The organism is Pelagibius sp. Alg239-R121 (genome assembly GCF_947331435.1).
GTDB lineage: Bacteria > Pseudomonadota > Alphaproteobacteria > Kiloniellales > Kiloniellaceae > Denitrobaculum.
Genome location: NZ_CAMZOF010000010.1, coordinates 148,379 through 171,626 on the forward strand (window position 1 = coordinate 148,379; position 23,248 = coordinate 171,626).

Annotated in this window: 14 protein-coding genes; 11 read left to right on the plus strand and 3 right to left on the minus strand. The window is 56.4% G+C overall.

Features of this window, described 5'->3' with window-relative positions:
* Window positions 1-321 precede the first annotated feature (321 nt).
* The 6 genes from QMZ18_RS28760 (at window position 322) to QMZ18_RS28785 (ending at window position 11,977) form a co-directional block, all read left to right on the plus strand.
* Window positions 322-7,443, plus strand: a complete 7,122-nt coding sequence (locus tag QMZ18_RS28760; RefSeq protein WP_282609845.1) for a type I secretion C-terminal target domain-containing protein — start codon at window positions 322-324, stop codon at window positions 7,441-7,443.
* 228 nt (window positions 7,444-7,671) lie between these two features.
* The gene (locus QMZ18_RS28765) at window positions 7,672-7,818 is read left to right on the plus strand and encodes a hypothetical protein (RefSeq protein WP_282609846.1); all 147 of its coding nucleotides are present in this window, start codon (window positions 7,672-7,674) and stop codon (window positions 7,816-7,818) included.
* A gap of 352 nt (window positions 7,819-8,170) precedes the next feature.
* Window positions 8,171-9,328, plus strand: a complete 1,158-nt coding sequence (locus tag QMZ18_RS28770) for an MlaE family lipid ABC transporter permease subunit (RefSeq protein ID WP_282609847.1) — start codon at window positions 8,171-8,173, stop codon at window positions 9,326-9,328.
* Between the two features lie 2 nt (window positions 9,329-9,330).
* Window positions 9,331-10,191, plus strand: coding sequence for an ABC transporter ATP-binding protein (locus tag QMZ18_RS28775; RefSeq protein WP_282609848.1), 861 nt, complete (start codon window positions 9,331-9,333; stop codon window positions 10,189-10,191).
* Between the two features lie 18 nt (window positions 10,192-10,209).
* The gene (locus QMZ18_RS28780; protein WP_282609849.1) at window positions 10,210-11,238 is read left to right on the plus strand and encodes an MlaD family protein; all 1,029 of its coding nucleotides are present in this window, start codon (window positions 10,210-10,212) and stop codon (window positions 11,236-11,238) included.
* Window positions 11,225-11,977, plus strand: coding sequence for an ABC-type transport auxiliary lipoprotein family protein (locus QMZ18_RS28785; RefSeq protein ID WP_282609850.1), 753 nt, complete (start codon window positions 11,225-11,227; stop codon window positions 11,975-11,977). The genes QMZ18_RS28780 and QMZ18_RS28785 overlap by 14 nt, the downstream gene beginning before the upstream one ends.
* Before the next feature lie 80 nt (window positions 11,978-12,057).
* Here QMZ18_RS28785 and QMZ18_RS28790 read toward each other — a convergent pair whose 3' ends face one another.
* Window positions 12,058-12,855: a THxN family PEP-CTERM protein gene (locus tag QMZ18_RS28790; RefSeq protein WP_282609851.1), complete on the minus strand. Its 798-nt coding sequence runs from the start codon at window positions 12,853-12,855 to the stop codon at window positions 12,058-12,060.
* Between the two features lie 909 nt (window positions 12,856-13,764).
* Window positions 13,765-14,754 carry a P1 family peptidase gene (locus QMZ18_RS28795; RefSeq protein WP_282609852.1) on the minus strand — a complete coding sequence of 330 codons (990 nt, stop codon included), beginning with the start codon at window positions 14,752-14,754 and terminating at the stop codon, window positions 13,765-13,767.
* A gap of 455 nt (window positions 14,755-15,209) precedes the next feature.
* On the opposite strand from QMZ18_RS28795, the gene QMZ18_RS28800 reads away from it, so the two are divergent.
* Window positions 15,210-16,883 (plus strand): methyl-accepting chemotaxis protein, encoded by a 1,674-nt coding sequence (locus tag QMZ18_RS28800; RefSeq protein ID WP_282609853.1) that lies wholly within the window; start codon window positions 15,210-15,212, stop codon window positions 16,881-16,883.
* Between the two features lie 85 nt (window positions 16,884-16,968).
* On the opposite strand, the gene QMZ18_RS28805 is transcribed toward QMZ18_RS28800, so the two are convergent.
* Window positions 16,969-18,021 (minus strand): GlxA family transcriptional regulator, encoded by a 1,053-nt coding sequence (locus QMZ18_RS28805; RefSeq protein ID WP_282609854.1) that lies wholly within the window; start codon window positions 18,019-18,021, stop codon window positions 16,969-16,971.
* A gap of 211 nt (window positions 18,022-18,232) precedes the next feature.
* Here QMZ18_RS28805 and QMZ18_RS28810 point away from each other — a divergent pair, with 211 nt between their 5' ends.
* The 4 genes from QMZ18_RS28810 (at window position 18,233) to QMZ18_RS28825 (ending at window position 23,042) form a co-directional block, all read left to right on the plus strand.
* Complete coding sequence (locus tag QMZ18_RS28810; protein ID WP_282609855.1) at window positions 18,233-18,841, plus strand: helix-turn-helix domain-containing protein; 609 nt, start codon at window positions 18,233-18,235, stop codon at window positions 18,839-18,841.
* A 168-nt stretch (window positions 18,842-19,009) separates the two neighbouring features.
* Entirely contained in the window at window positions 19,010-20,227 is a 1,218-nt protein-coding gene (locus QMZ18_RS28815) for a glycine C-acetyltransferase (RefSeq protein ID WP_282609856.1), read from the plus strand.
* A gap of 180 nt (window positions 20,228-20,407) precedes the next feature.
* Entirely contained in the window at window positions 20,408-21,433 is a 1,026-nt protein-coding gene (gene tdh / locus QMZ18_RS28820; protein WP_282609857.1) for an L-threonine 3-dehydrogenase, read from the plus strand.
* Window positions 21,434-21,437: 4 nt separating this feature from the next.
* The gene (locus QMZ18_RS28825; RefSeq protein ID WP_282609858.1) at window positions 21,438-23,042 is read left to right on the plus strand and encodes a trimethylamine methyltransferase family protein; all 1,605 of its coding nucleotides are present in this window, start codon (window positions 21,438-21,440) and stop codon (window positions 23,040-23,042) included.
* Window positions 23,043-23,248 lie beyond the last annotated feature (206 nt).

Sequence of the window (23,248 nt, forward strand, 5' to 3'; positions counted from 1 at the left end):
TTTTGGCTGTACGACCTCAGAATTCTCTTCTCAGTAAACGTCAAAAATTCGAGGAACTACAACCTTCGATTTTAAATTCATCTTATAGTTAACGCGTGAAATTCTGCGGCTTCCATAAGCAAAAAACCAAAAATACAACTATAAAAATACTACAGCTCATACCTCGTTACACCCTGCGACAGAAATACCCCATTTTTGACATTGAAAATCGGTCAGTCGACATATCCTCAGTAAGGGAAAACCCCAATATTATTTTAAGGGTTATGCCTCTATCAACGCATTGAAGCGGCGCTGCAATCGTTGACACACAGCGTAGGTAATATGACTGATCAGGTAGAGAACGATTTAACCGGCGCGACAAAAGATGACCGACCGGGATCGGCTGATCTTGCGCTGGCCTCATCTGCGTCAGATGATGCCGGAACTGCGATTACAGTTCCTATTGCCGCGTCCGGTGAACTGCTTGAGATCCGGATCGACGGCCCATCGGATATTCTCCTGGGATTTGACGATGACTCGGTCAATATCGAGTTGGTCGGTTCCGACCTTGTCTTCTCCTTCCCCTCTGGTGGCCAAGTCACGCTGCTGGGCTTTGCAAATCAGAGTGACCTGCCCAATCTCGTCCTGACCGACGGCCGTATCATTCCAGGCGAAGCGCTTGCTCAATTGGTTGAGGACGGCGGCGCTCCGATTGAAACCGTCGCAGGCCCCCCGCTGCAGGGCAGTGGCGCGAACGTCTATGACGACGGCCTCGGCAATCTTATCGATCTCCTGAATCCTCAACCGCCGATCCCCGGTGTGGTTTTTGAATTCTCCACCATCGCGCCGGTCGACGAACTTTCGGATTTTGATCCGGCTGGCGGCAGCTTCACGATCGGGTTTGGCTCGGGCCCAGACGGCGGCGCGGTTTTCCCCGGTGGTTTCGAGGACGGAAACCCAAGTTCCGGCGACGACAGTGTATTTCCTGTCGAAATCTCCTTGAACATTAACCCGAGTGATAACGAAGTTGTCACGGGTCTGGAGATTTCAGGTATTCCAGCAGGTGCGACCTTCTTTATAGGAGGAAGCGACCCAGGCAACATCCAACCACCCGCAGGCTCCTATAACCTGACACCCGCCCAGATCGCGCAAGGCATCTTCATTCTGCCGCCGCCGGACAGCGATGCTGACATTCCTCTCAGCCTCGATCTGAGCATCCTGGATAGTGATTCGGGCGATACCACGGTTGTTTCGGCATCAGGCACTCTGGTCGTTGACGCCGTTGCGGACATTCCGGAAGTGAGCGCAAGCGATGTTACCTCGGTCGAGACCGACGGTGAGGTCCGGATTCCGCTAAGCCTGTCCGCTGCCGTCACCGATCTGGACGGCAGCGAAAGTATTTCGCAGATCGTCCTCGAGGGGATTCCGGCAGAGCTCGCCTTGTCGGCAGGCAACTTGCTGCCGGATGGTAACTGGCAGCTCTCAGCAACTGATCTCAATGGCCTGGAACTGATCGCGCCACCCGATTGGAGCGGCGACTTCAACGTCGAGGTTGCCGCGACGGCAGAGGAAACGCCGAGCGACGCTGAATTGAGCGCGGACAACAACCAGGCCACCGCCTCGACATCTTTCTCGGTATCGGTTTCATCCGAAGGCGATGTCAGTGTTTCCGCGCCCGATAGCTTCACCGCTATCGAGACCGACGCGACCGTGACCGTTCCCCTTACCGGCCTTCAAGCCGAAGCGACCGACGCGGACGGTTCCGAATCCCTCGCGGATGTACGCATCGCCTTCACAGGTTTACCGGCGGGCAGCAGTGTCAATATCGGCAGTCTGGACGCCAACGGTATCTGGACTCCCAGTTCGATTGCAACGGCACAAGAGGAACTCAGTGCCCTGCAGCTCACCCTGCCGCAGGACTGGAGCGGCGACATCCAGGCCACGCTCTCGGCTCAGTCAGATGAAGGCGACGGAACACAAGGTAACGGTGCTGATTCAAGAGACTTCTCCATTGCGGTTTCCTCCGAAGGAGACGTCGCCGTATCAGCACCGGACAGCTTTGCCGCCGTGGAAACGGATACGTCGCTTACCGTACCTCTCCCAGGTCTGGAATTCAGCGTCACCGATATCGACGGATCGGAGTCCCTTGCCGACCTGCGCATAGCTTTCACCGGTTTGCCAAACGGAACCGCCGTCAATGGAGGCAACTTGTCGAACGCGGGTGTCTGGACACCGAGCTCAATCGCCGCGGCGCAACAGGAACTCGCCAATCTCGAATTGACTCTGCCGCAGGATTGGAGTGGCGATATCCAGGCCACCTTGTCGGCTCTGACCGATGAAGGGGATGGAATCCAGGGCAACGGCCTGGATTCGGCCAACTTCAGCATTGAAGTCTCAAACGAGGGAGATGTTTCGGTTTCCGCACCCAGCAGTTTCTCGGGCGCGGAGACGGACGATGCGGTCACTGTCGCACTCAACGGCTTGTCATTTGAGGTAAGTGACGCCGATGGCTCTGAATCCCTTACGGACCTGCGCATTGCCTTTACCGGACTACCAAACGGTAGCAGCGTTAATGTAGGTTCGCTCAGTGCGGGCGGAATTTGGGCACCAACCAGTCTGGCAACCGCTGCTCAGGAACTGGCTGCCCTGCAACTGACCCTGCCACAGGACTGGAGCGGCAATCTGCAGGCCGTGCTTTCGGCGACCAGCAACGAAGGTGACGGGTCACTCGGCAATGGATTGAGTTCGACCGCCTTCGACATCGCTATCTCGAGCGAAGGCGATGTCGCCGTTTCCACGCCGCAAGATTATTCGGGTGTCGAAACGGACGCGGCCATCACGATTCCGCTGACGAATCTGGAGTTTAATATCTCCGACGCGGATGGCTCGGAATCGTTGGCCGAACTGCGCATCGACTTTTCCGGCTTACCGGCCGGCGCGAACGTCAACGTGGGGAGCCTCTCTGCCGGCGGCATCTGGACACCAAGCAGCCTGGTAACGGCCCAGCAAGAACTGACTGCCCTTGAGTTGACATTGCCGCAGGACTGGAGCGGCAACATCCAGGCAACGCTTACCGCAGTGACCGACGAAGGCGACGGAACCCAGGGCAACGGACTGGACAGCAGCAATTTCTCGATCTCGGTAACGCCAGAGGGCGATCTGGCAATCGACGCGGGAAACGTGGTCGTACGCGAACGCGGGCGCCCCAACGCCATCAATCTGGACCTCGAAGCCCGGCCGACCGATATCGACGGATCTGAAGACTTTTCGTCGCTCTCCGTCACATTCGGCGACCTCCCGCCTGGTACGAGGGTCAATACCGGCAATCTGGACGCCAATGGCGTATGGACACCGAGCGATCTGGCGAACGGCGAAAGTGAAGTCGCAGCCCTCCGGCTGATCGTGCCGAGGTTCTACTCGGGCGTTATCACCGGCCAGCTGGACGCGTCCACCGACGAAGGTGCCAGCGACTCGCGCGACTTCACGGTCATCGTCAATCCGCGCGCGCAACCGCGTATCCGACTTACGGCGATTGAAACCGACGAACGCCTCTCGAACAGCCATCACGTCGTCAATGAAGACACCGACTTTGTGCTGCGCATTCGTGCAAACACGCCCGACCGCGACGGATCCGAGGGCCTCACTCAAATCGTCCTGGACAATGTCCCTCCGGGTTGGCTCGACTATGACGATTCAAGCGGCAGCGCGCCCTTTCCCGTTACCTTCGAACCCGGCGCGAGTGATTTCGAATCCGCCCTCTACGACCCCGCCAGCGGTCAGCTCGTCATACTGCTGGACGGCAGCCAGACCGTCTGGAACGGCAATCTGCGCGCGACACTCAACCCGGATGACGGGCGCGACGTCAGCGAGATTATGGGAGGCGATATCCGCGCCACCGTGACGGCCCAGGACGATGCCCCCGGCACTATCACGGGCACGGCAACCGGTACGCGGGCACGAAGCATCGACATCGACGTCGAAGAGATTGCCGACCCAGGTCAGATAACCCCGTTCCCAGGAATCACCGAGGCTGAAGTCGATGCCGCGGGCGGTATTCTGGATCTGAACATCATTGCCAGCGACACGGACGTCGATGGCTCCGAGACGGTGACGACGGTGATCATCAGTGGCGTTCCGGAAGGCGTCATCGTGCAGCTCCCGGACGGCACAACGCCCCTCTTGCAGGGAATCGACCGGGGACCGCCCCTCACCACAGCCTGGGTTTTGGAAAACGGCGACTGGGAAACCGCCCAGCTGCGCGGGATCAACGAACATTTCAGCGGCACCCTGGCGTTGACGGTCTCGACCATCACCGAAGATAGCAACGGTGATACGCTGCGCACCGATCTGCCCTTCCCCGTCGAGATCACACCGTCGGTTGACATCGCCCGGTCGGGTGCTTCGGCAGACGGGTGCGAAGACGAGCTGATTCCGGTCTCGATCAACGCAGGATTGATCGATCTGGACGGTTCCGAAGAACTGCTGAGCGCAACGCTCACCGGAGTTCCCTCGAACGTTGAAGTCTGGATCGGCGGCGTACAGCAAGCGACCTCACCTGACGGCAGCTATGAAATCGCGGCCGGTCAAACCGGCGCTGTACAGGTACGGCCGCCGCTGGATAGCAACGAAAACTTCCAACTCGGTCTTACCGTCGTTCATCGGGAAACAGCGACGGGTGAAACCAGCACCAACAGCACCAATTTCACCGTTGCGGTTCAAGGCGTTGCCGACGGCGCGCAAGCCAACGCCGCCGCCGTCTACGAGGGTACCTGGGATGGCTTCCCCCTCGATGACACAACAGGCAGTATCGGACTGTCCGGCGATACCTTCGAGACCACCGGCGACGGTTCCGAAGCCCTGTTCTTCGTGCTGTCCGGTCTGCCGAGCGGTCCGGTGGATCCAGGCTGGGGGACGACCTTCAACAGCGGCTTCAACAATGGCGACGGAACCTGGACCTTTACGCCCGATCAGCTCGCCGCATTGCAGATCCTGCCTCCAAACGGCTTCACAGGTGATTTGGCATTCGAACTGACGGCCTTCGTTTTCGAGAACGACGCCGATTTCGCGAACCCTGATCCCGCCAGCAACAAGGGGCTCGCTATCGACACCACACCCTTCGTCGTTACGATCAACGAGGGAACGCCCGGTGGCGGGGGTGGCGGTGGCGGCGGAGGTGGTACAGCATTGGAGCCTCCTTGCATCGGGATCTCCCTGGACAACAGTCCGGGCGCGAATTTGGAAGATCAGGACATCCCCATCGTCTTATCGGTTCTGGATCCGGGTGCCGATAATATAGGACTGGACAACCCGGCGCTGAACCTGGTGATCAGCGATCTCGATCCGGGCGCGACAATCTCGTCCAATGTTCCGGGCGCGGTGGTTTTCAATCCGATCAGCGGCAGTTGGACCGTGAACCTAGCGGCACTCGCAGGTGGACAGCTGTTCTACACGCCCTCGGCAGACCTCGCAGGCGATGTGGATTTTACGGTTACTTCGATCCTGAACCAGAGCAACGGCACCTTCGATACCAAAGCAAGCCCACCGCAGGTCGTTTCCGTGACACCGGTTGCCGATGCGCCTTCCCTCTCGGTTCCAGATGTAAGCGGATTCGAAGACGTCGCCGCGCAACTGAATATCTCGGCCGCCGTGACCGATCTGGACGGCTCGGAAAGCCTGGATCCCTTGCTGATAAAGGTCGATCCCGCGCAGGGTCAAGTGGTGGACGCAGCAGGCAACCCTTACCCCACCGATCCGTCGGGGGCAGCGATTGTCCCGGTCGGCGCCGCTGTCTTCATTCAACCGGCTGCGCAGCGTCACGGACCGGTGGATGTCGAGATCACGGCAACCTCGCGGGATTCAAACGGCGATACCGCCCAGACCACGACCACCGCGACTGTCAACTTTGCAGCGGTTGCAGATGCACCGTTGCTCGAAGTCATCTCGACGGACAGCTTCGACAGCCTGCCGGTGGCCACAGGTACTGAAGATGTCGGTGCCGTGCTGAGCGACAGCATTGATTTCACGGCGGTCGATACGGATGGTTCCGAAATCATGTCGGTCACCATCTCCAAGGTGCCTGACTTCGTCATCCTCTCTGCCGGAATCAACAACGGTGACGGCAGCTACACCCTGACACCGGCTGAGTACGCGGCTCTCGTTCTCTCGCTCGACACCGAGCATGCCCACGCCGATGCCGGTGAAATCCCGCCTCTGACCGTGACAGCGAGCGTGCTCGAACTTAGCAACGGCGATGTCGCCGACGTCAGTCTGGATTTCTATCTGGCCATTGAGGCCGTAGCGGATGCGCCGCTACTCACGACCCAGAACGCGCAGGGTAATGAAGACACCTTCATTCCTCTGGATGCTCAGATTGAGCTCATTGATCAGGACGGCTCGGAGCTCGCTTTCATCGAGGTTTCGGATATCCCGGCTGGTGCGATCCTCAGGTTTGGGGGAACTGAGTTCTCCGGTGCAAGCAGTTATCTGGTGCCGGCCGCCGATCTGGCGGACCTTGCGATCCGTCCCTCGGCTGACAGCGATCAGGACTTCGCTTTAACGGTCACAGCCGTGGCGGAGGAACAAAGCAACGGCGATATTGCTTCGACGCCAGGCAGCATTAACGTTTCAGTCAATGCTGTCGCGGATACACCTGCTCTGTCTCTTCAGGATGCTGCGGGAAATGAAAATAGCTTCATTGACCTCGCTGTTCAGATCGATCTCGCCGATCAGGATGGGTCCGAGACTGCCTTCGTGGACATTTCCGGCCTCCCTGACGGAGCGGTCATCAGATTTGGCGGAACAGAATTTGCCGGTGCTGCGGAGTACCGGGTTCCCGCCGCCGATCTAGCAGATCTCGCGGTACGCCCGCCGCAGGGCAGCGATGACGGCTTCGTCCTGGCGGTGACCGCAGTTGCGGAAGAGCAAAGCAACGGCGACACGGCTTCGGTCTCCGGCAACATTGCCGTAACGGTCAACGCCGTCGACGATATCCTGACCGCGAGCGATCCAAACGGCGAAACTCTGTTCGGTGGCGCCGGAAACGATACCCTGACCGGAGGATCCGGTAACGATCTTCTGATTGGCGGGAACGACGAAGACATCCTTCTTGGGGGCCTTGGTTCGGACAGTCTGACAGGCGGTGACGGCCAGGATCATTTTGTGTTTGATCAGGATGCCCTGAACGACGCCACGGCACCCTCCCCCTTGCTCGACAACATTACCGACTTCGATAGCGGACAGGATGCGCTGGATCTATCGGATATCCTGAGCAGTTACGATCCGGCATCCGAAGACCTAAGCGATTTCGTCCGTGTAGACGCCTCCAACGGCACAATTGAGGTCGATACCAGCGGCGCCGGCACTGGATTCACGGCGCTTGCCATGATCCCTGGGATCACTGCCGGAGAGACGATTCAGATCATTATCGATGATGCCAACAGCGTCGAATCGGTCACTGCACTTTAGACAACCCCTTCACAAATTCGTGCAATTCCCTGAATTCGCGCGGAATCTCTGGTATTTGGTGTGAAATCTGGGTCATTATCGTGTTTAAATCGATGATCGCCCTGCTTTTGCCATATTCGGAAATTGTAATAAGCTTGAAGCGGATCGGAGTTGATGATTAGAGGTTCTGATCCAATCGGTTCGTCGCCAAGCTAAGTTTGGCTCCATTGTCGATGAAGGGGGCAGAAAATGACGAGAGTTTCGAGTCTCAACAGAGACATCCCGATTAAGACCTGGATCGCGTTGTGGTCCTGTTTCGGCCTAACAGTCGGTTCTGCAGTGGCCATGGCATCCGCCGTGTCCTGCGTTCTTTCCGCCATGAATATGGCTGCCTGACGATTTTTGGTTTTAACCGGCAAGACTAGCACTAGCAGGTTCCGGCGTCGGGGGACGTTCGAAGCATAAATTCCCTCGAACACATTTTATAGTCGACGCAACGAGCTTTTTCAGCTGTTGCCCGCTCCATCGCATTTTTGCGCGCCTGGTTATGCATTACCTTGACGCAATCGTCAGGTTCGCATTTTTCCTGTAACCTTTCCGTCCTATAACTCGTCTAACACACGTGAAACCATCTCCGCGCGAATCTCGGCGAGAGACTGTTTGAACGTGAAGATTTGACTGATATCGGCGGCTCGGCGAAACTCGGGGCTTCGATCCAAAATAGTAAAACATTTAGACAGGCTTATTTATGGCTTTGGCCGACGTCGAAGCGCCAATGGCAGATCGTTGCAGCTTTACGAGCAGATCTGTACAGGGACAGTTGACCGTCGCCTTCGAGGGTGCCTGGACGATCCGAACGGTCGGTCAGGCGAGCCGGGATCTTCGTAAGCTCGAAGCAGACGGCGCGAAAAAGGCAGCATTTGATCTCGAAGACATTGACGCTCTGGATACAGCCGGTGCCTGGGTCATTGTGCGAACAGCCGCCGAGCTCAAAGCGGCCGGCGTCACTGTCGACTTTCAAAAAGCCTCGGATACAACCACCACCCTGCTTCGGACAGTATCGGAAAATCATGTCGAGTGTCCGCCCGAGCCGCCAGCAGGCAATGCCTTGGTGCAGATCCTGGAGCATCTCGGCCAGGAGACCTATTCCTTTTGCAAGGCCGGCCGTGATCTTCTGAATTTCCTCGGCTATACGGTCATTGTGCTGCTGCGGTCGATCTTTCAGCCCAGCCGGATTCGTCTTGTGGCTCTGATCAGCCAGATGGAGCAGACAGGACTGAACGCTCTGCCCATCGTCGGATTGATTTCATTTCTCATCGGCATCGTCCTGGCCTACCAGGGAGCAGATCAGCTCGCCAGGTTCGGTGCGCAGATTTACACGGTGAACCTGGTTGCTGTCGGTGTCCTGCGAGAGATGGGTATCCTGCTCACCGCAATCATTGTCGCCGGCCGGTCGGGCAGCGCCTTCACCGCACAGATCGGTATGATGAAGGTTAACGAAGAAATCGACGCCATGGAGACCATCGGGCTCGATCCCATGGATGTTTTGGTCATGCCGCGGGTCATCGGCCTGACTCTTGTCCTACCACTGCTCACCTTCTACGCCGATGTCATGGGGCTCCTTGGCGGCGCCGTCATGGCCACTTTCTCACTCGATATCTCTCTGGCCCAGTTTACCAGCCAGTTGCTCTCTGTTGATCGCGTCAGCGACTTTGCAGCCGGACTTATCAAGGCACCGTTTTTTGCCATTATCATTTCTATTGTTGGCTGCTATGAGGGCCTTCGCGTTTCCCGCAGCGCTGAATCGGTCGGCAAACAGACGACACGGTCAGTGGTGGAAGCCATATTCCTGGTCATCGTGCTCGACGCCCTCTTTTCGGTGCTTTTCTCTGTGATCGGAATTTGACCGTGGTCCAGGACGATCAACCCATTATCAAAGTCAGCAGGCTGCGGAATAAATTCGGCCTTCAAGTCGTGCATGATCAGCTCGATTTTTCGGTCAAACGCGGCGAGGTCATGGGCATCGTCGGCGGCTCCGGCACCGGGAAGTCAGTGCTTCTGCGTACGATTATAGGATTGAACAGGCCGTCGTCGGGCCTCATCGAGGTCTTCGGCCAGGATACCTCGAAACTTAGGGGCAACGAAGCCAGGGCCTTGCAGGCGCGTTGGGGCGTGTTGTTTCAGGATGGCGCTCTGTTTTCCTCACTGACCGTCGCTCAGAACATCGAAGCGCCGATCAAAGAACACACCAAGCTGTCCAAGGAGTTGAGGCAGGAACTGATCGACGTCAAGGTGTCGATGGTTGGCCTTCCGCCGGATGCGGCAAATAAATTCCCCTCGGAGCTTTCGGGCGGCATGCGAAAGCGCGCCGGCTTGGCTCGGGCGCTGGCTCTGGACGCGGAAATCGTTTTCCTGGATGAGCCCACAGCCGGCCTCGACCCCATCGGGGCCGCGAAATTCGACGAGCTGATTCAGGAACTGCAGGCGACATTGGGGCTGACGGTGGTTATGGTGACCCATGACCTGGATTCACTCCATGCAATTTGCGACCGGGTTTCGGTGTTGTTGAATAAAAAAGTTAAGGTGGGAACGATCCCGGAGTTGATCCGCGAACCTGACCCCTGGATCGATGAATATTTCAAAGGACCACGTGGTCGCGCCGCCGAAACGGCCAAAAGCCGTTCGGCCAATCGGGTGAATGGACTGAGCCTCTCGAGAAGCGTGGCCATTGAAGCCAGCTCCCTGGGTTCAACCAAAGAAAAAATATAAGGTGAGGCAGATCGGATAATGGAAACCCGTGCAAATTACGTCATGGTCGGCAGTTTCGTCCTGCTGCTGGTCTTCGGCCTATTGGGTTTCGTGGTCTGGTTGGCCAAGTTTCAGGTCGACACGGAGCTCAAGCGCTTTGATATCTTTTTCCGGGGTTCGGTGACAGGCCTCGCCGTGGGCAGCCCTGTCCGTTACAGCGGCGTACGGGTCGGTGAAGTCGTCTTTATCGGCCTCGATCATGACGATCCCAACCGGGTGCGGGCCTTGGTGGAAGTCGATGCCAAGACACCCGTAAAAACGGACACCTACGCGACGCTGAATTTGGCAGGCCTGACCGGGGGGCTCTACGTGCTGCTGTCCGGCGGGTCGCGCGAAGCGCCGCTTCTTGAGATGGCGGAAGACCAGAAGCGGCCAGTCATTCCCTCCCGCTCGTCGGACCTGGAAAGCGTAATCAGTTCGGCGCCCGAGTTACTCGATGGCGCAATCTTGCTGCTTAACCGAGCGAATGATGTACTCAATGACAACAACAGGGCTGACATCGCAGCCACACTCGCCAATCTGCGAGAGGTCAGTGAGGCCTTTATTGAAAATCGCGAAAAGGTCGAAAACCTGATCAACGACGCCTCCTTGACCATGAATAATCTCAGCAACGCGACGGGGTCTTTGAAGGAAACGGCGAATTCGATCAAGGTGAATCTGGATCGACTGACCGAGAGTGCTGATCGCACCCTCCTCGCTTTCGAGTCGACGGCCGGCACGATCGACGGATCCGTTGAAGGTGTTTCGACCGACCTGCGCGTTTTGCTCAAGAGCCTGGACAGCACCGCAACAAGCCTTGATGGCGCAGCCAGCCAGATGGAGAAGCTGATCGCTGAGAACCGGGAGCCGATCAACGATTTCACCACAACCGGCCTCTACGAACTCTCCAATGTTCTGATCGAGGCGCGCGACCTGATCAGCGACCTTCAACGCATCACCACCGAGGTCCAGCGCGACCCCGCCCGCTTTATTTTCGGCGACCAACAGCAAGGCTATGACGCACAATAAGAACAAAGACGTTTCAAACGGCTCTCCGGATAGCGAACTTGCGTCTGAGGGTCCGGCCATTCCACAGCGGCGCCAAAGCCTGAAAGCCCTGGCGGCTCTTCCGATTGCCGGTTTTGCCGCGGCCTGTTCCAATATTGTGCCTGGCCAAGGGCCACCGCCAGCACTCTATAGACTCACGCCGAAAAGCACATTCCGCGAGGATCTTCCGACAGTGGAGTGGCAGCTGGTTTTGGAGCCGCCTCTCGCGAATGGAAGTCTTAACACGACGCGGATCGCACTTCAGCGCTCCCCGACTCAGATGGAGTTCTACGCCAGGTCGGGATGGGTCGATCAGGCGCCGATCATGGTGCAGACCCTCATGGTCGAATCTTTTGAGAACAGCGGAAAGATTGTCTCGGTTGCCCGGGAAACAGGTGGGCTAAGAGCCGATTTCATTATCAAGACGGAGCTGCGCGAGTTCCAGACCATCTATTACCGCAGCGGCCGACCAGAGGCACTGGTTGCCATAAACGCCAAACTCATCCAACTGCCGCAGCGGACCATCATCGCGTCACAGAATTTCAAACACGCCGCTCCTGCTGCAGCCGACCAGATTGACGACATCGTTGTGGCTTTCGACGATGCTTTGGACAAGGTGCTGCGTGGTCTGGTCGAATGGACCCTGCTGTCGGGACAGGCAGCTTTTGAGAAAAATGGCCGGCGCAGACGTCAACCGCGGCCGCGGCAGCCCAGCAGCTAAGCAAGCTACGCCCTATCGAACGAAAAACGGCGGCTCATTAGAGCCGCCGTCTCGGGTTTTTAGCTTACTGGAACAGCCTATCAGGCTGTCGGTCTGCGGCGCCGGACAACGGCCCCCATGCCGAGCAGGCCAAAGCCCAACAGCGCCAGACTGGCAGGCTCCGGGATGCGAACCTGTTCTGCAGAAATTGAGAACAAGGTCTGTAGATTGTTGGCCTGACCTTCCTGAGTGGTGAAGCCCACACACCCTGAAGGCTGGCCGGCTGCCGCACAGGTCGCATCGCTGAGTGGGCCGAGTCCCTGCGCGCCCAAGGTGATGGTGTAGATGAAATCGTCGACGACGAAGTTCTCAACCAGAACCTCAGGGTTCAAGAGGACGAAGATATCGTCACAGCTCGACACTGATTCGAACCCGCAGTTGCCGACATTCCCGGTTTCCGTGAAATCGATCTGAAACACGGAATCCAGCTGCTGAGTGATCGTCGGATCGTTGGCCGCAGTCAAAACCAGTTGAGTGGACAAGGTCGCCGAGGTCAGAGTCTCACCGCCGATGGGATTGTTGTTATGGGTGATCGACGCGCCCGCAACGGGCCCACCACCCGTACTCAAAGTGGGAGGGTCGGTAACCGTCGCGTCGACGACCAGCGAGCTGGGGCCGTTTCCGCCCGTTCCCCACTGTAGAGTGGTCGGCGCATTCCCAAGATTTGCATTGGGGTTGGATCCCGTAACACCAGCCGGTGAAAAGGCCGTGAACGCAGAGTCGATCTGATAAGTCCATTCCGTAATAAGGGCGGCTTGTGCGCCAGCAGCACCTAGGATGGCTACGGGGAAGGACACAACCAACGCCGCCGATACGCGCTTGAAGCTAGTCCATGCCATTATTTTTGGTCTCCATTTCATTTCACTCAGTCAGGCTTGCTAAGGAATCGCCAAGACCTCCGCCGCTAGGACTTCGCTACCTACGATACCTGCATGACTACATAGCAAATCTAATGCCAGTGTCATTTTTGCAGCCATTTCAATGAGTTAAATTCGATTTCCGAAAAAATCGATTTAAAATTGTAAAGAACTCTGACAAAGCCACTTTTGCGACACAAAATATTCGCAAGCATATGATGTTATTTTATCATGACTTTTCAATGTGTTAAAAATTAAACGACAAAGCGTTTATTGACTGAAATTTAAATATGTAAAAAAAATCGACGTGAGATTTTTGCAACAAAGCAAATAAATCCCTTGCAAACCCTACGATTATTTAGTTAACGAGTCTTAACACCGACTTTGCCCACTGCTGTGCTGTCAGTTTATTTGACAGTGAGGGATTTTTCGTTCGTTTACATTCTATTTGTTAACGATTATATCGGTAGTTTTACTTATATATTATCAGTTGATTTTGCAAAAAACCGCTGGTTAGAAAATCGCAAGATTCTCGCGCTGACCCGCAGAAAACCTCGGCTTCAGCGCACAACCCGGCCTGTGCCCAAAAAGGGGCAATAAAAGGGCCCGGTCACATCTGTGACAAATTTAGGAAAATTAAGCACTTAGCTCGCTTTCGACGATTTGGGCCTGTGAAAGCCCCATACACGAAAACAGCACCCGCTAGAGCTGTATCAACGACTCTCCTCCCGGTAGTGGAGTCGACAGACCCTCTCGGCTCGAAAATCAATACTTTAGTTTGTCGCAGCTTTTATTTTAACGGAGCGGGTAAACAGCAGCTATTGCGCTCGACCTTTATGTCTTAGCGGCTGTATCAGAGCTATGTGTTGTTCTGTGAAAACGGATCAAACTCTAGAGAAAGCTTTCCCGGTAGGACCGCGCCTGTCCCAGGCTCTCGGCTTCGTAAACACCACGGGCAATGGCGCGGGCAACACAGTCTGCGGCGTGCATGCCGATCCTCGCAACATCCATGACCGGGTCCCTCAACGGACGTTTGGCGGTCGAGACTACGAACAGAACGTCGCCATCCAACGGCGTGTGAACCGGACGGATGGCCCGTGCCATACCATCCTGAGCCATAATCGCAACCCGCTGTGCCTGCGCCTTGGTCAGGGCCGCGTCGGTTGCAACCGCCACCAACGTGGTATTTTGAGCCGCCTCGTTCGGAAAACTGTAGTCCAGGTCTTCGGGCGGACGCCCAGGTGGCTTCTGTCCTCCGAATTCACCGTCACGCTCGAAAGCCCAAGCCCAAAACACCGGCGACCCCGGCATGACAACTGAGCCCAGCGGATTGACCGCTGCCAGCGCCCCGATGGTAATACCAGAAGACAGCAGCAGTGACGCACTTCCCAATCCGCCTTTCAAGGGCCCGGCAGTGGCCCCGATTCCGGCGCCGACGTTTCCAAGCTCGCATTCAAGCGCCGCCGCCGCCACTGCCCTTCGGCCAAATTGACTGTAGGGCGATGTTTCACCCCAGTCCTTATCACCACCATTTTGCAGGTCGAACAGAATTGCAGCCGGTACGATTGGTACGATCGCATCGCCGACGCGATAGCCGCGCCCCTGAGCCGCCAGCCAGCCGGTCACCCCACTTGCAGCATCGAGGCCGAATGCAGAGCCGCCACTGAATACGATGGCATCTACCCTCTCAACAGTTGCCACGGGATCAAGAAGCACAGTTTCGCGCGTTCCCGTTCCTCCACCACGCAAATCGACTGCCGCGACCGCTGGCTGGTCAGGCAGCAACACCGTGACGCCACTCCGAAGACCGAAGTCTCCGGCGTTGCCGACCTTAAGGCCCGGCACATCCGTTATCGCGTTGCGTGCGCCAACCCGGTTCATCCCGCCAGGCTCCGCCGCATCTGCAAAAATCCATTCAGGAGAACTCGCTGCGCAGCAGCAATAACCTGCGCACAGGATCGACAACTATCAGCCGTCGGATTGAATGGGAAAACTTTCGGATGCGTCCGAGTCAGAGCAACACTCTCGCTGCGTTTAACTTCAATACGACTATGAATCCGCACCACAAAAACCATCCCTCTCAATCAAGGAAGCAACATAGCATCGTTTTCAGATAGTTAGGAGCTTTTCGGGTGGCGTTTTCTACTTTCGAACTCTGACAAACTGGCGCTAATCATTGTTGGCCAGGACCTCAACGCACACACACAGTTATGGCCAACACTTAGGCGTGACCGCGGTAATTAACAAAATTTTTAATGATGCATCATTAAAACCACCTCCGGAAGCAATCAACTGCTGATTGTTTGCACCAAGTTAATATATAGAGGTTGTATTTCATGCGCATCGCCACTCGTCTCTTCGGCTTGATTGCATTAGCAGTTGTCGGAATCTTACTCATTGCGGGGCTAAATCTTTCTCACCTCCGCACGCAAACTTATGAGCAAAAACATGCCGAGCTTAAACACCTGGCAGAATCGGCAACGGCAGTGCTGGCCTCTTACCACGCCAAGGCCCAGAGCGGCGAATTAACCGAAGAAGATGCCAAAGCCCGTGCGCTGGAAGCTATTTCAGGTATGCGCTACAATGAAACCGATTACTTCTGGGTCAACGACATGGCACAGCGGATGATCATGCACCCCATCAAGCCAGAGTTAAACGGCAAAGACCTCAGTGAGTTACAGGACAAATCCGGCAAGTTTCTGTTCCGGGAATTCGTCAAGGTCGTTGAGGCCAACGGTGGCGGTGTCGTTGGATATCTCTGGCCGAAACCGGGCCACGAAGAACCTGTCGCGAAGCAGTCTTTTGTACAGGGTTTTGCGCCCTGGGGGCTGATCGTTGGCACTGGTGTCTACATTAACGACCTCGAAGCGCAGCTCTTTAGTGAGGCAATGACCGTCGGCGGGATCTGCTTAGCAATTCTGATCAATACGGTCGTTGTGTCGATCTTCACTACAAAAAGCATTACAAGTCCTCTTTCTGCCGTCACTGGTTGTATGAGGAGTCTCGCTGACGGTGATCTCGAAGTTGAAATTCCTGCGCGAAACAGCAATGACGAGATCGGCGCCATCTCCAAAGCGGTCGAGGTGTTCAAAGCCAATGCCGTAGAGCAAAAGCGTATGGAGATGGAACACGAGAAGACCCGTCATCAGTCCGAAGAAATAAAGCGCACGGACATGAACCGCCTTGCGGCTGGTTTCGAGGAAAGCGTGAAGAGCATCGTCGATGAAGTCTCTTCGGCCATCGGAAACATGCAGTCCAATGCTCAGCAGATGTCATCGCGCGCCAATGATGCCAGCACGCAATCTTCAGCAGTCGTCTCGGCCTCGCAGGAGACCACCTCAAACGTCCAGACCGTGGCATCCGCGTCAGAGCAACTTTCCGAATCTATCCAGGAAATCAGCAAGCAGGTCGCTGATTCTTCTAAAATTACCTCCGAAGCCGTGCAGCAGGTCGAGACCACCAATGGCGAAGTTGAAGGCCTATCGGAGGCGGCCAAGAAGATTGGTGATGTGATCGATCTGATTTCGGACATTGCTGAACAAACCAACCTGCTCGCCCTGAATGCGACAATTGAGGCCGCCCGTGCCGGCGATGCCGGCAAGGGCTTTGCTGTGGTCGCGTCAGAGGTCAAAAACCTGGCAACTCAAACTGCAAAGGCCACTGAAGAAATCGGTGCACAGATCAACTCAATGCAGAACGCGACAGAAACTGCGGTCACTGCCATTAAGAACATCGGCACGACCATATCCCGAGTCGACGAGATCGCATCCTCGATCTCCGCTGCGGTGGAAGAGCAAGGTGCCGCGACCCACGAGATTTCAAGAAACGTTCAGGAGGCCGCAGCCAGCACGCAGAGCGTGTCGGGCACCATCAATAAAGTCCATGCCGCCTCGAGCGAGACGGGTCAATCCGCTAAATCAATTGAGGAAGCTACGGGCGAACTGACCCGGCTGTCCGATAGTCTGCGCGGTGAAGTCGAGACCTTCCTTGGAGGAATTCGCGCAGCATAGTAGACAAGGCGCGTTTCACGACCGGAAAGAGCCGGGCAGTGCACTGCCCGGCTCTTTTTCTGTTCAACTCACTCGGTATTGCGGATTAACAGGCGCGTAACCGCTCTTGACGCGGGCTAATGCCGAAGCGCTGCCTGAAACTCTTGGAAAAGTGCGACAGAGTGACAAAGCCCGAAGCAAAAGCAATGTCGGTGACCGGTTTTTCGGTCTGCAACAGCAGCGATCTGGCAAAATCCAATCTCAAATCCAGGTAGTACTTACCCGGTGAACAGCCCAGGTGATGTCGGAAAAGGCGCTCAAGCTGGCGGCGAGAGACCTGCGCCTTGTCCGAGACCTCTTCCAACGTCAGAGGCTCTTCCAGATATTGCTCCATCACCTCGATTGCAGCGGAAACCCGGGCCGATTTCAATTTCAACAGCCGTCGGTTGGCGACACTTTGGTTATCGCTGCTGGTGCGGATTCTGCCATGTTGAAACTCACTGGATACGATCATGGCAAGATAGGAGCCATGATCCCTGGCAATGATATTCAGCATCAGATCGAGCGTCGCGTCGCCCCCGGAACAGGTATAACGGTTACGATCGATCTCCAGAATGTTTCCGGTCCAGATGACATTGGGGAACAATTCAACGAAACCGGCTTGGTTCTCCCAATGAATGGTCGCCCGGTAGCCGTCGAGCAACCCGGCCGCAGCCACGATCAGGCTGCCGGTTGAGGTGCCGCCGATTATGGCGCCGCGCCGCGCTCGGACCCGCAGCCAGGCGAGGATGCTCTTATTCACATTTCTTTGCGGATGGTATCCGGCGCACACCAGGACGATATCCGGATAGATCTCTGCGGTCAGGCCATAGTTCACATCGACGGAAACATCGCTGCTGCAGATGACCGGCGCGCCGTCCGTCGAAAAGAGAGACCACTCATAAAGTGTCCGGCCCGCCTGTGCGTTGGCTTGACGCAAGGGATCGATAATGGCGGCCAGAGTCATCATGGAGTAACCCGGCACCAAAAGAATACCGAACTTCGTGGGCCGCTCGTAACCATTGGCTCCGTTTGCCGTGGTTGCGGGAGCTTTGCCGTCGCTCACCATGGTCTTCCGCACGCCCTCCCGTCTGTCCGGTATATTCCGGCTCTGTATCATTCGCGATAACCGATAACCAGCATCCAAAGCAACCCAGATCACATCGTCCGGTCACGGCTTTGTTCAAAAACACAAACAAAACCATAATAAACCACGAACCTGCGCCTTCGCATAGATGCCTTTAAACCTAATGTCATCTCATAGTCATCATTGGACAGAAAACAACTTTTCAATATAATGAACAAGAATTTTTAGCAATGCGAGCCAGATTATGTCGGAAATCGACGCCCCACCGGCCCCGCAACTCGGCGGCACGCTTCAGGCTGCCCGAAAGCAACGGCGGCTCACGCTTGATCAACTGGCCAGCCGGAGCGGCATCTCCAAATCGATGCTCTCGCAGATCGAACGCGGCAAAGTCAATCCCACCTTCGTGGTTTTATGGAACCTTACACAGTCCTTGGGAATCGAACTAAGCGAACTGTTGGGTTCCTCGCAGGATCATGACCAAAACAGCGGTACGATTACACATGTAAAGGCTTATTCCACACCGACAATCAAGAGTGCCGACGGCAGATGCCAACTGCGAATTTTGGGACCAACCCGCACGGTTCTGCCGATGGAATGGTATGAAATCAGCTTCGAACCGGAGAGCGAACTTGATTCACAGGCGCACGCTAAGGACACCTATGAACATCTGACAGTTCTGAGCGGCCGGCTTAAGGTCCACCTGCCGGGCCAGATCATCGAGATTATGGAGGGTGAGACCCTGCGGTATCCCTCCGACCAATCGCACAAGATCGAAAACGGCTCGAAGTCCCCGGCACAAGCACTGCTGGTGATGGCATTGCCAAGCCAATACAACGGCCAGCCACCAAAATAGGCTGCGCGAAACCACAGCAACCGGGCAAAGTGCCGGATGCCCCAGTTTTTCGGCTTTTAGCCTTGACCCATTATATAAAACACGTGTTCATTATATTGCACAACACTACATGAGATGCCAGCAGGTAGTGCGGCAACACCGGGAACAACAGTCAGGGATACTGGGCAGATGAGCAGATCGCTTATGGCGCACCTCGAACAAGAGACGCAGTCTCTAGTCGACAAGGGACTCTATAAAGGCGAACGCCTGATTACGTCACCGCAGGGATCCGTCATTTCGGTCAATGCCGCCTCGGCCGGCTCTGTGCCCGGACAGGAGGCAGAGGTCATCAACCTCTGCGCCAACAACTATCTCGGTCTATCCAACGACCCTGCCGTCGTGGAAGCCGCCAAACAAGCACTGGACAGCTATGGCTTCGGCCTGTCTTCAGTGCGTTTCATCTGTGGCACCCAGGACATCCACAAGACTCTCGAGAGCCGGGTCAGCCGCTTTCTGGGTATGGAAGACACGATCCTTTTCTCATCCTGTTTCGACGCCAATACAGGTTTGTTTGAAACCTTGCTCGGCCCCGAAGACGCGATCATCAGCGACGCCTTGAACCACGCCAGTATCATCGACGGTGTCCGGCTTTGTAAGGCAAAACGCCTGCGCTACGCGAACAACGACATGGCGGCCCTGGAAGATTGCCTCAAGCAAGCCCAGGATTGCCGATTTCGCATGATCGCGACCGATGGTGTTTTTTCTATGGACGGCATCATCGCCAACCTGCCCGCCATCTGCGACCTTGCTGAGCGTTACGACGCTCTGGTAATGGTCGATGACTCCCATGCGGTTGGGTTCGTCGGTGACGGAGGGCGCGGCACACCGGAACTCTGTGGGGTTTCGGAGCGGGTCGATATCCTGACCGGGACACTCGGCAAAGCCCTGGGCGGTGCTTCAGGAGGATACGTTGCGAGTTCAAGCGCCATCGTGAATTGGCTGCGGCAACGATCGCGTCCCTACCTCTTTTCGAATTCCCTCGCGCCGATGATCGTCGCAACCTCGATCAAGGTCCTGGAGTTGCTGGAAAGCGACGCGGATAGCCGCAAGCGCCTGATTGCGAACAGCCGCTTCTTCAGGCGTGGAATGCAGGAATTGGGGTTTGACCTGATTCCCGGCGAACATCCGATTATCCCGGTGATGCTCGGCGACGCCAAACTGGCCGGAGAAATGTCCCGAATGCTTTACGAAGACGGGGTTTACGTCACCGGCTTCTCCTTCCCTGTTGTGCCCGAAGGTAAAGCCCGGATCCGGACTCAGATGTCCGCGGCACACAGCGAAGCCCAGTTAGCCAAGGCAATCGACGCCTTTGCGCGCGCCGGTCGCGCGTTGAACGTTATCGGCTGAACATAGAGATCCGCCGCGCGCCAGCGGTCATTCTTGGATGAAGTGATCAAGAAGGCAGATTGCCCTCTAACTCTATGAATTAAGAGGCTGATTCACGGATTTTGCTGTTTCAGTGAAAAACCAATCAGGCTCTAGAGTTTCTGTTTCAAGCGAACCAACCGCAATGGGAAGAACAGCGCCATGAAAGCATTGGTGAAAGCGAAGTCGGAGCCGGGCCTCTGGATGCAGGAGGTGCCGGAACCAATCTGCGGCGCAAATGACGTCCTTATTCGTATCAGAAAGACCGCCATCTGCGGCACCGATATGCATATCTATAACTGGGACGACTGGGCACAGCAGACCATTCCTGTCCCAATGACCGTCGGCCATGAGTACGTCGGCACGATCGTCGAAGTCGGTGCCAATGTCGCAGATTTCAAAGTCGGAGACCGGGTTTCCGGTGAAGGTCACATCACCTGCGGGCACTGCCGAAACTGCCGTGCCGGCAAACGGCACCTCTGCCGCAACACCAGCGGCGTCGGGGTCAACCGACCCGGTGCCTTCGCCGAGCTGGTTGCGATCCCGGCATCCAACGCCTATCCCCTCCCCGATGATATCTCCGATGATCTGGCGGCAATCCTGGACCCCATGGGCAATGCGGCCCACACCGCCCTATCCTTCGATCTGGTTGGCGAGGATGTCCTGATCACCGGTGCAGGTCCCATCGGCCTGATGTCGACCGCAATCGCCAGGCAGGCAGGTGCCCGTCACATAGTGATTACGGATGTGAATGACTATCGACTGTCGCTAGCGGATAAACTCGGAGCCACCCGCGCTCTTAATGTCACCACAGCGACATTGCCGGAAGTCATGACCGACTTAGGGATGACCGAGGGTTTCGATGTCGGCCTTGAAATGTCGGGAAATCCGCAGGCTTTCCGCGACATGCTTGGCGCCATGAATCATGGTGGCAAGGTGGCCCTGCTCGGCATTCCGCCTCAGGACACCGCAATTAACTGGAACGACCTGATTTTCAAGGGCCTGCAGGTCAAGGGGATCTACGGCCGTGAAATGTTTGAGACTTGGTACAAGATGACTGCGCTGTTGCAGAGCGGAATGGACCTGAAACCGGTGCTGACGCACTGGTTTCCGATTGAACGCTTCGAAGAAGGCTTTTCGGTCATGAACAGCGGTCAATCAGGCAAGGTAATCCTCGATTGGAGTTAAAACGATGAGTGATGTTGGGGTTGGCGTGTCATCGGAAACGGCGGCAAAGGAGGCGACGGAGAGGAGCGGTCGCCGCTCGGGACGCTCAGGCGCAAGACGCAGCAAGCGTGCCGGACAACAAGCCGGATTTACTCAACCGCCCTGGAAACCCATCGTTAACTCCTATGCGCCGACCGAGCTCCTCAACAACGAACAGATTGAGCGGATTCACGATGCTTCGCTGACCATCCTGGAAGAGGTCGGCATGGATTTCCTGCTGGAGGAAGCCAGGGATCTCTTGGCCAAGGCGGGCGCCGAAGTCACACCTGGCAGCGAGCGTGTTCGCTTCGACCGCGACATGATTCTGGAAGCCGTCGCAACGGCACCGTCTGAATTTACCCTGCACGCCAGAAACCCCGCTCATAACCTGCCGATGGGAGGGCGGAACTTCATTACCTCCATGGTTGCCAGTGCCCCGAACTGTTCGGACAGCGACAATGGACGGCGCGTCGGCAATCAGGTCGATTTTCGGAATTTCATCCGCCTCGGGCAAAAGCTCAACATCATCCACATGTTCGGCGGCTACCCGGTCGAGCCGGTTGATCTGCCCCCGGCGACCCGACACCTGGATTGTCTCAGCGACTTCATCACCTTGGGCGACAAGGTATTTCATGCCTATTCACTAGGTCGGGAGCGTAATCTTGACGCCCTTGAAATGGTTCGGATCGCCCGTGGTTTGACCGAAGATCAGCTCGATCAGGAACCCAGCCTGCTGACCATTATCAACACGTCCTCTCCTCTGCGCCTGGACGTTCCAATGTTGCGCGGGATCATCGAGATGGCACGCCGAAACCAAGTGGTGGTCGTGACACCCTTTACGCTTTCCGGCGCCATGGCCCCCGTGACCCTGGCCGGTGCCCTCGCGCAGCAGAATGCCGAGGCCCTGGCGGGTCTCGCGTTCGCCCAGATCGTTCGCCCCGGCGCGCCGGTCATGTACGGCGGCTTTACCTCCAACGTCGACATGAAGTCGGGTGCACCTGCCTTCGGCACGCCTGAATACATCAAAACGGCGCAAATCGGTGGTCAGCTGGCCCGCCGCTACGGAATTCCCTACCGTTCGTCCAATGTTAACGCGTCCAACATCGTCGACGCTCAGGCGGCCTATGAATCGGTCTTCGCGCTCTGGGGCGCCGTAACCGGGCACACCAACCTGCTGAAGCACGGGGCTGGCTGGCTGGAAGGCGGGCTTTGCGCCTCCTTCGAAAAGGTCATCATCGATGCTGATCTTCTGCAGATGGTGGCCGCTTATCTGGAGCCACTGGAGATCGATGACGCAAGTCTGGGGCTTGATGCGGTCAGGGATGTGGGTCCGGGCGGGCACTTCTTCGGCACCGAACACACCCAGGAACGTTATGAAAATGCGTTCTACGCGCCCATCGTATCGGACTGGCGGAACTTTGAAAGCTGGGAAGAAGCTGGCTCCGAAACTGCGACCCAACGCGCGAACAGGATCTATAAACAGCTTATCCAGGAATACGAAGCCCCGCCGCTGGATCAGGCCATTGCCGACGAGCTCTCGGCCTTCGTGGCGAAGCGTAAGGAAGAAGGCGGCGTTCCGACGGACTTTTAACTCATTCTGGAGACTTAAGCGATAAAGTGTAAAACCGTCCATCCTTCAACCAGAACGATAAATTCCTTCAAAAACTTACGGCCCGTAAAAAGTCGCGCTGCCAAGGTATTGACCGACTACTGGTTCATAGCTTGTCAACCTTCGCGAGGTATTCTTTCGGCCTCTTAACTAGAACTAGTGGGAATAGCTCCCAAAAGGCCATCGAA

What these genes read in the sequence shown, in the direction of transcription:
- QMZ18_RS28765 (WP_282609846.1), top strand. Translation starts at nt 7,672, where the DNA reads ATGACGAGAGTTTCGAGTCTCAACAGAGACATCCCGATTAAGACCTGG.
- QMZ18_RS28810 (WP_282609855.1), top strand. Translation starts at nt 18,233, where the DNA reads ATGTCGGAAATCGACGCCCCACCGGCCCCGCAACTCGGCGGCACGCTT.
- QMZ18_RS28825 (WP_282609858.1), top strand. Translation starts at nt 21,438, where the DNA reads ATGAGTGATGTTGGGGTTGGCGTGTCATCGGAAACGGCGGCAAAGGAG.
- QMZ18_RS28805 (WP_282609854.1), bottom strand. Translation starts at nt 18,021, where the DNA reads ATGATACAGAGCCGGAATATACCGGACAGACGGGAGGGCGTGCGGAAG.
- QMZ18_RS28780 (WP_282609849.1), top strand. Translation starts at nt 10,210, where the DNA reads ATGGAAACCCGTGCAAATTACGTCATGGTCGGCAGTTTCGTCCTGCTG.
- QMZ18_RS28815 (WP_282609856.1), top strand. Translation starts at nt 19,010, where the DNA reads ATGAGCAGATCGCTTATGGCGCACCTCGAACAAGAGACGCAGTCTCTA.
- QMZ18_RS28785 (WP_282609850.1), top strand. Translation starts at nt 11,225, where the DNA reads ATGACGCACAATAAGAACAAAGACGTTTCAAACGGCTCTCCGGATAGC.
- QMZ18_RS28760 (WP_282609845.1), top strand. Translation starts at nt 322, where the DNA reads ATGACTGATCAGGTAGAGAACGATTTAACCGGCGCGACAAAAGATGAC.
- tdh (WP_282609857.1), top strand. Translation starts at nt 20,408, where the DNA reads ATGAAAGCATTGGTGAAAGCGAAGTCGGAGCCGGGCCTCTGGATGCAG.
- QMZ18_RS28800 (WP_282609853.1), top strand. Translation starts at nt 15,210, where the DNA reads ATGCGCATCGCCACTCGTCTCTTCGGCTTGATTGCATTAGCAGTTGTC.
- QMZ18_RS28790 (WP_282609851.1), bottom strand. Translation starts at nt 12,855, where the DNA reads ATGGCATGGACTAGCTTCAAGCGCGTATCGGCGGCGTTGGTTGTGTCC.
- QMZ18_RS28795 (WP_282609852.1), bottom strand. Translation starts at nt 14,754, where the DNA reads ATGAACCGGGTTGGCGCACGCAACGCGATAACGGATGTGCCGGGCCTT.
- QMZ18_RS28770 (WP_282609847.1), top strand. Translation starts at nt 8,171, where the DNA reads ATGGCTTTGGCCGACGTCGAAGCGCCAATGGCAGATCGTTGCAGCTTT.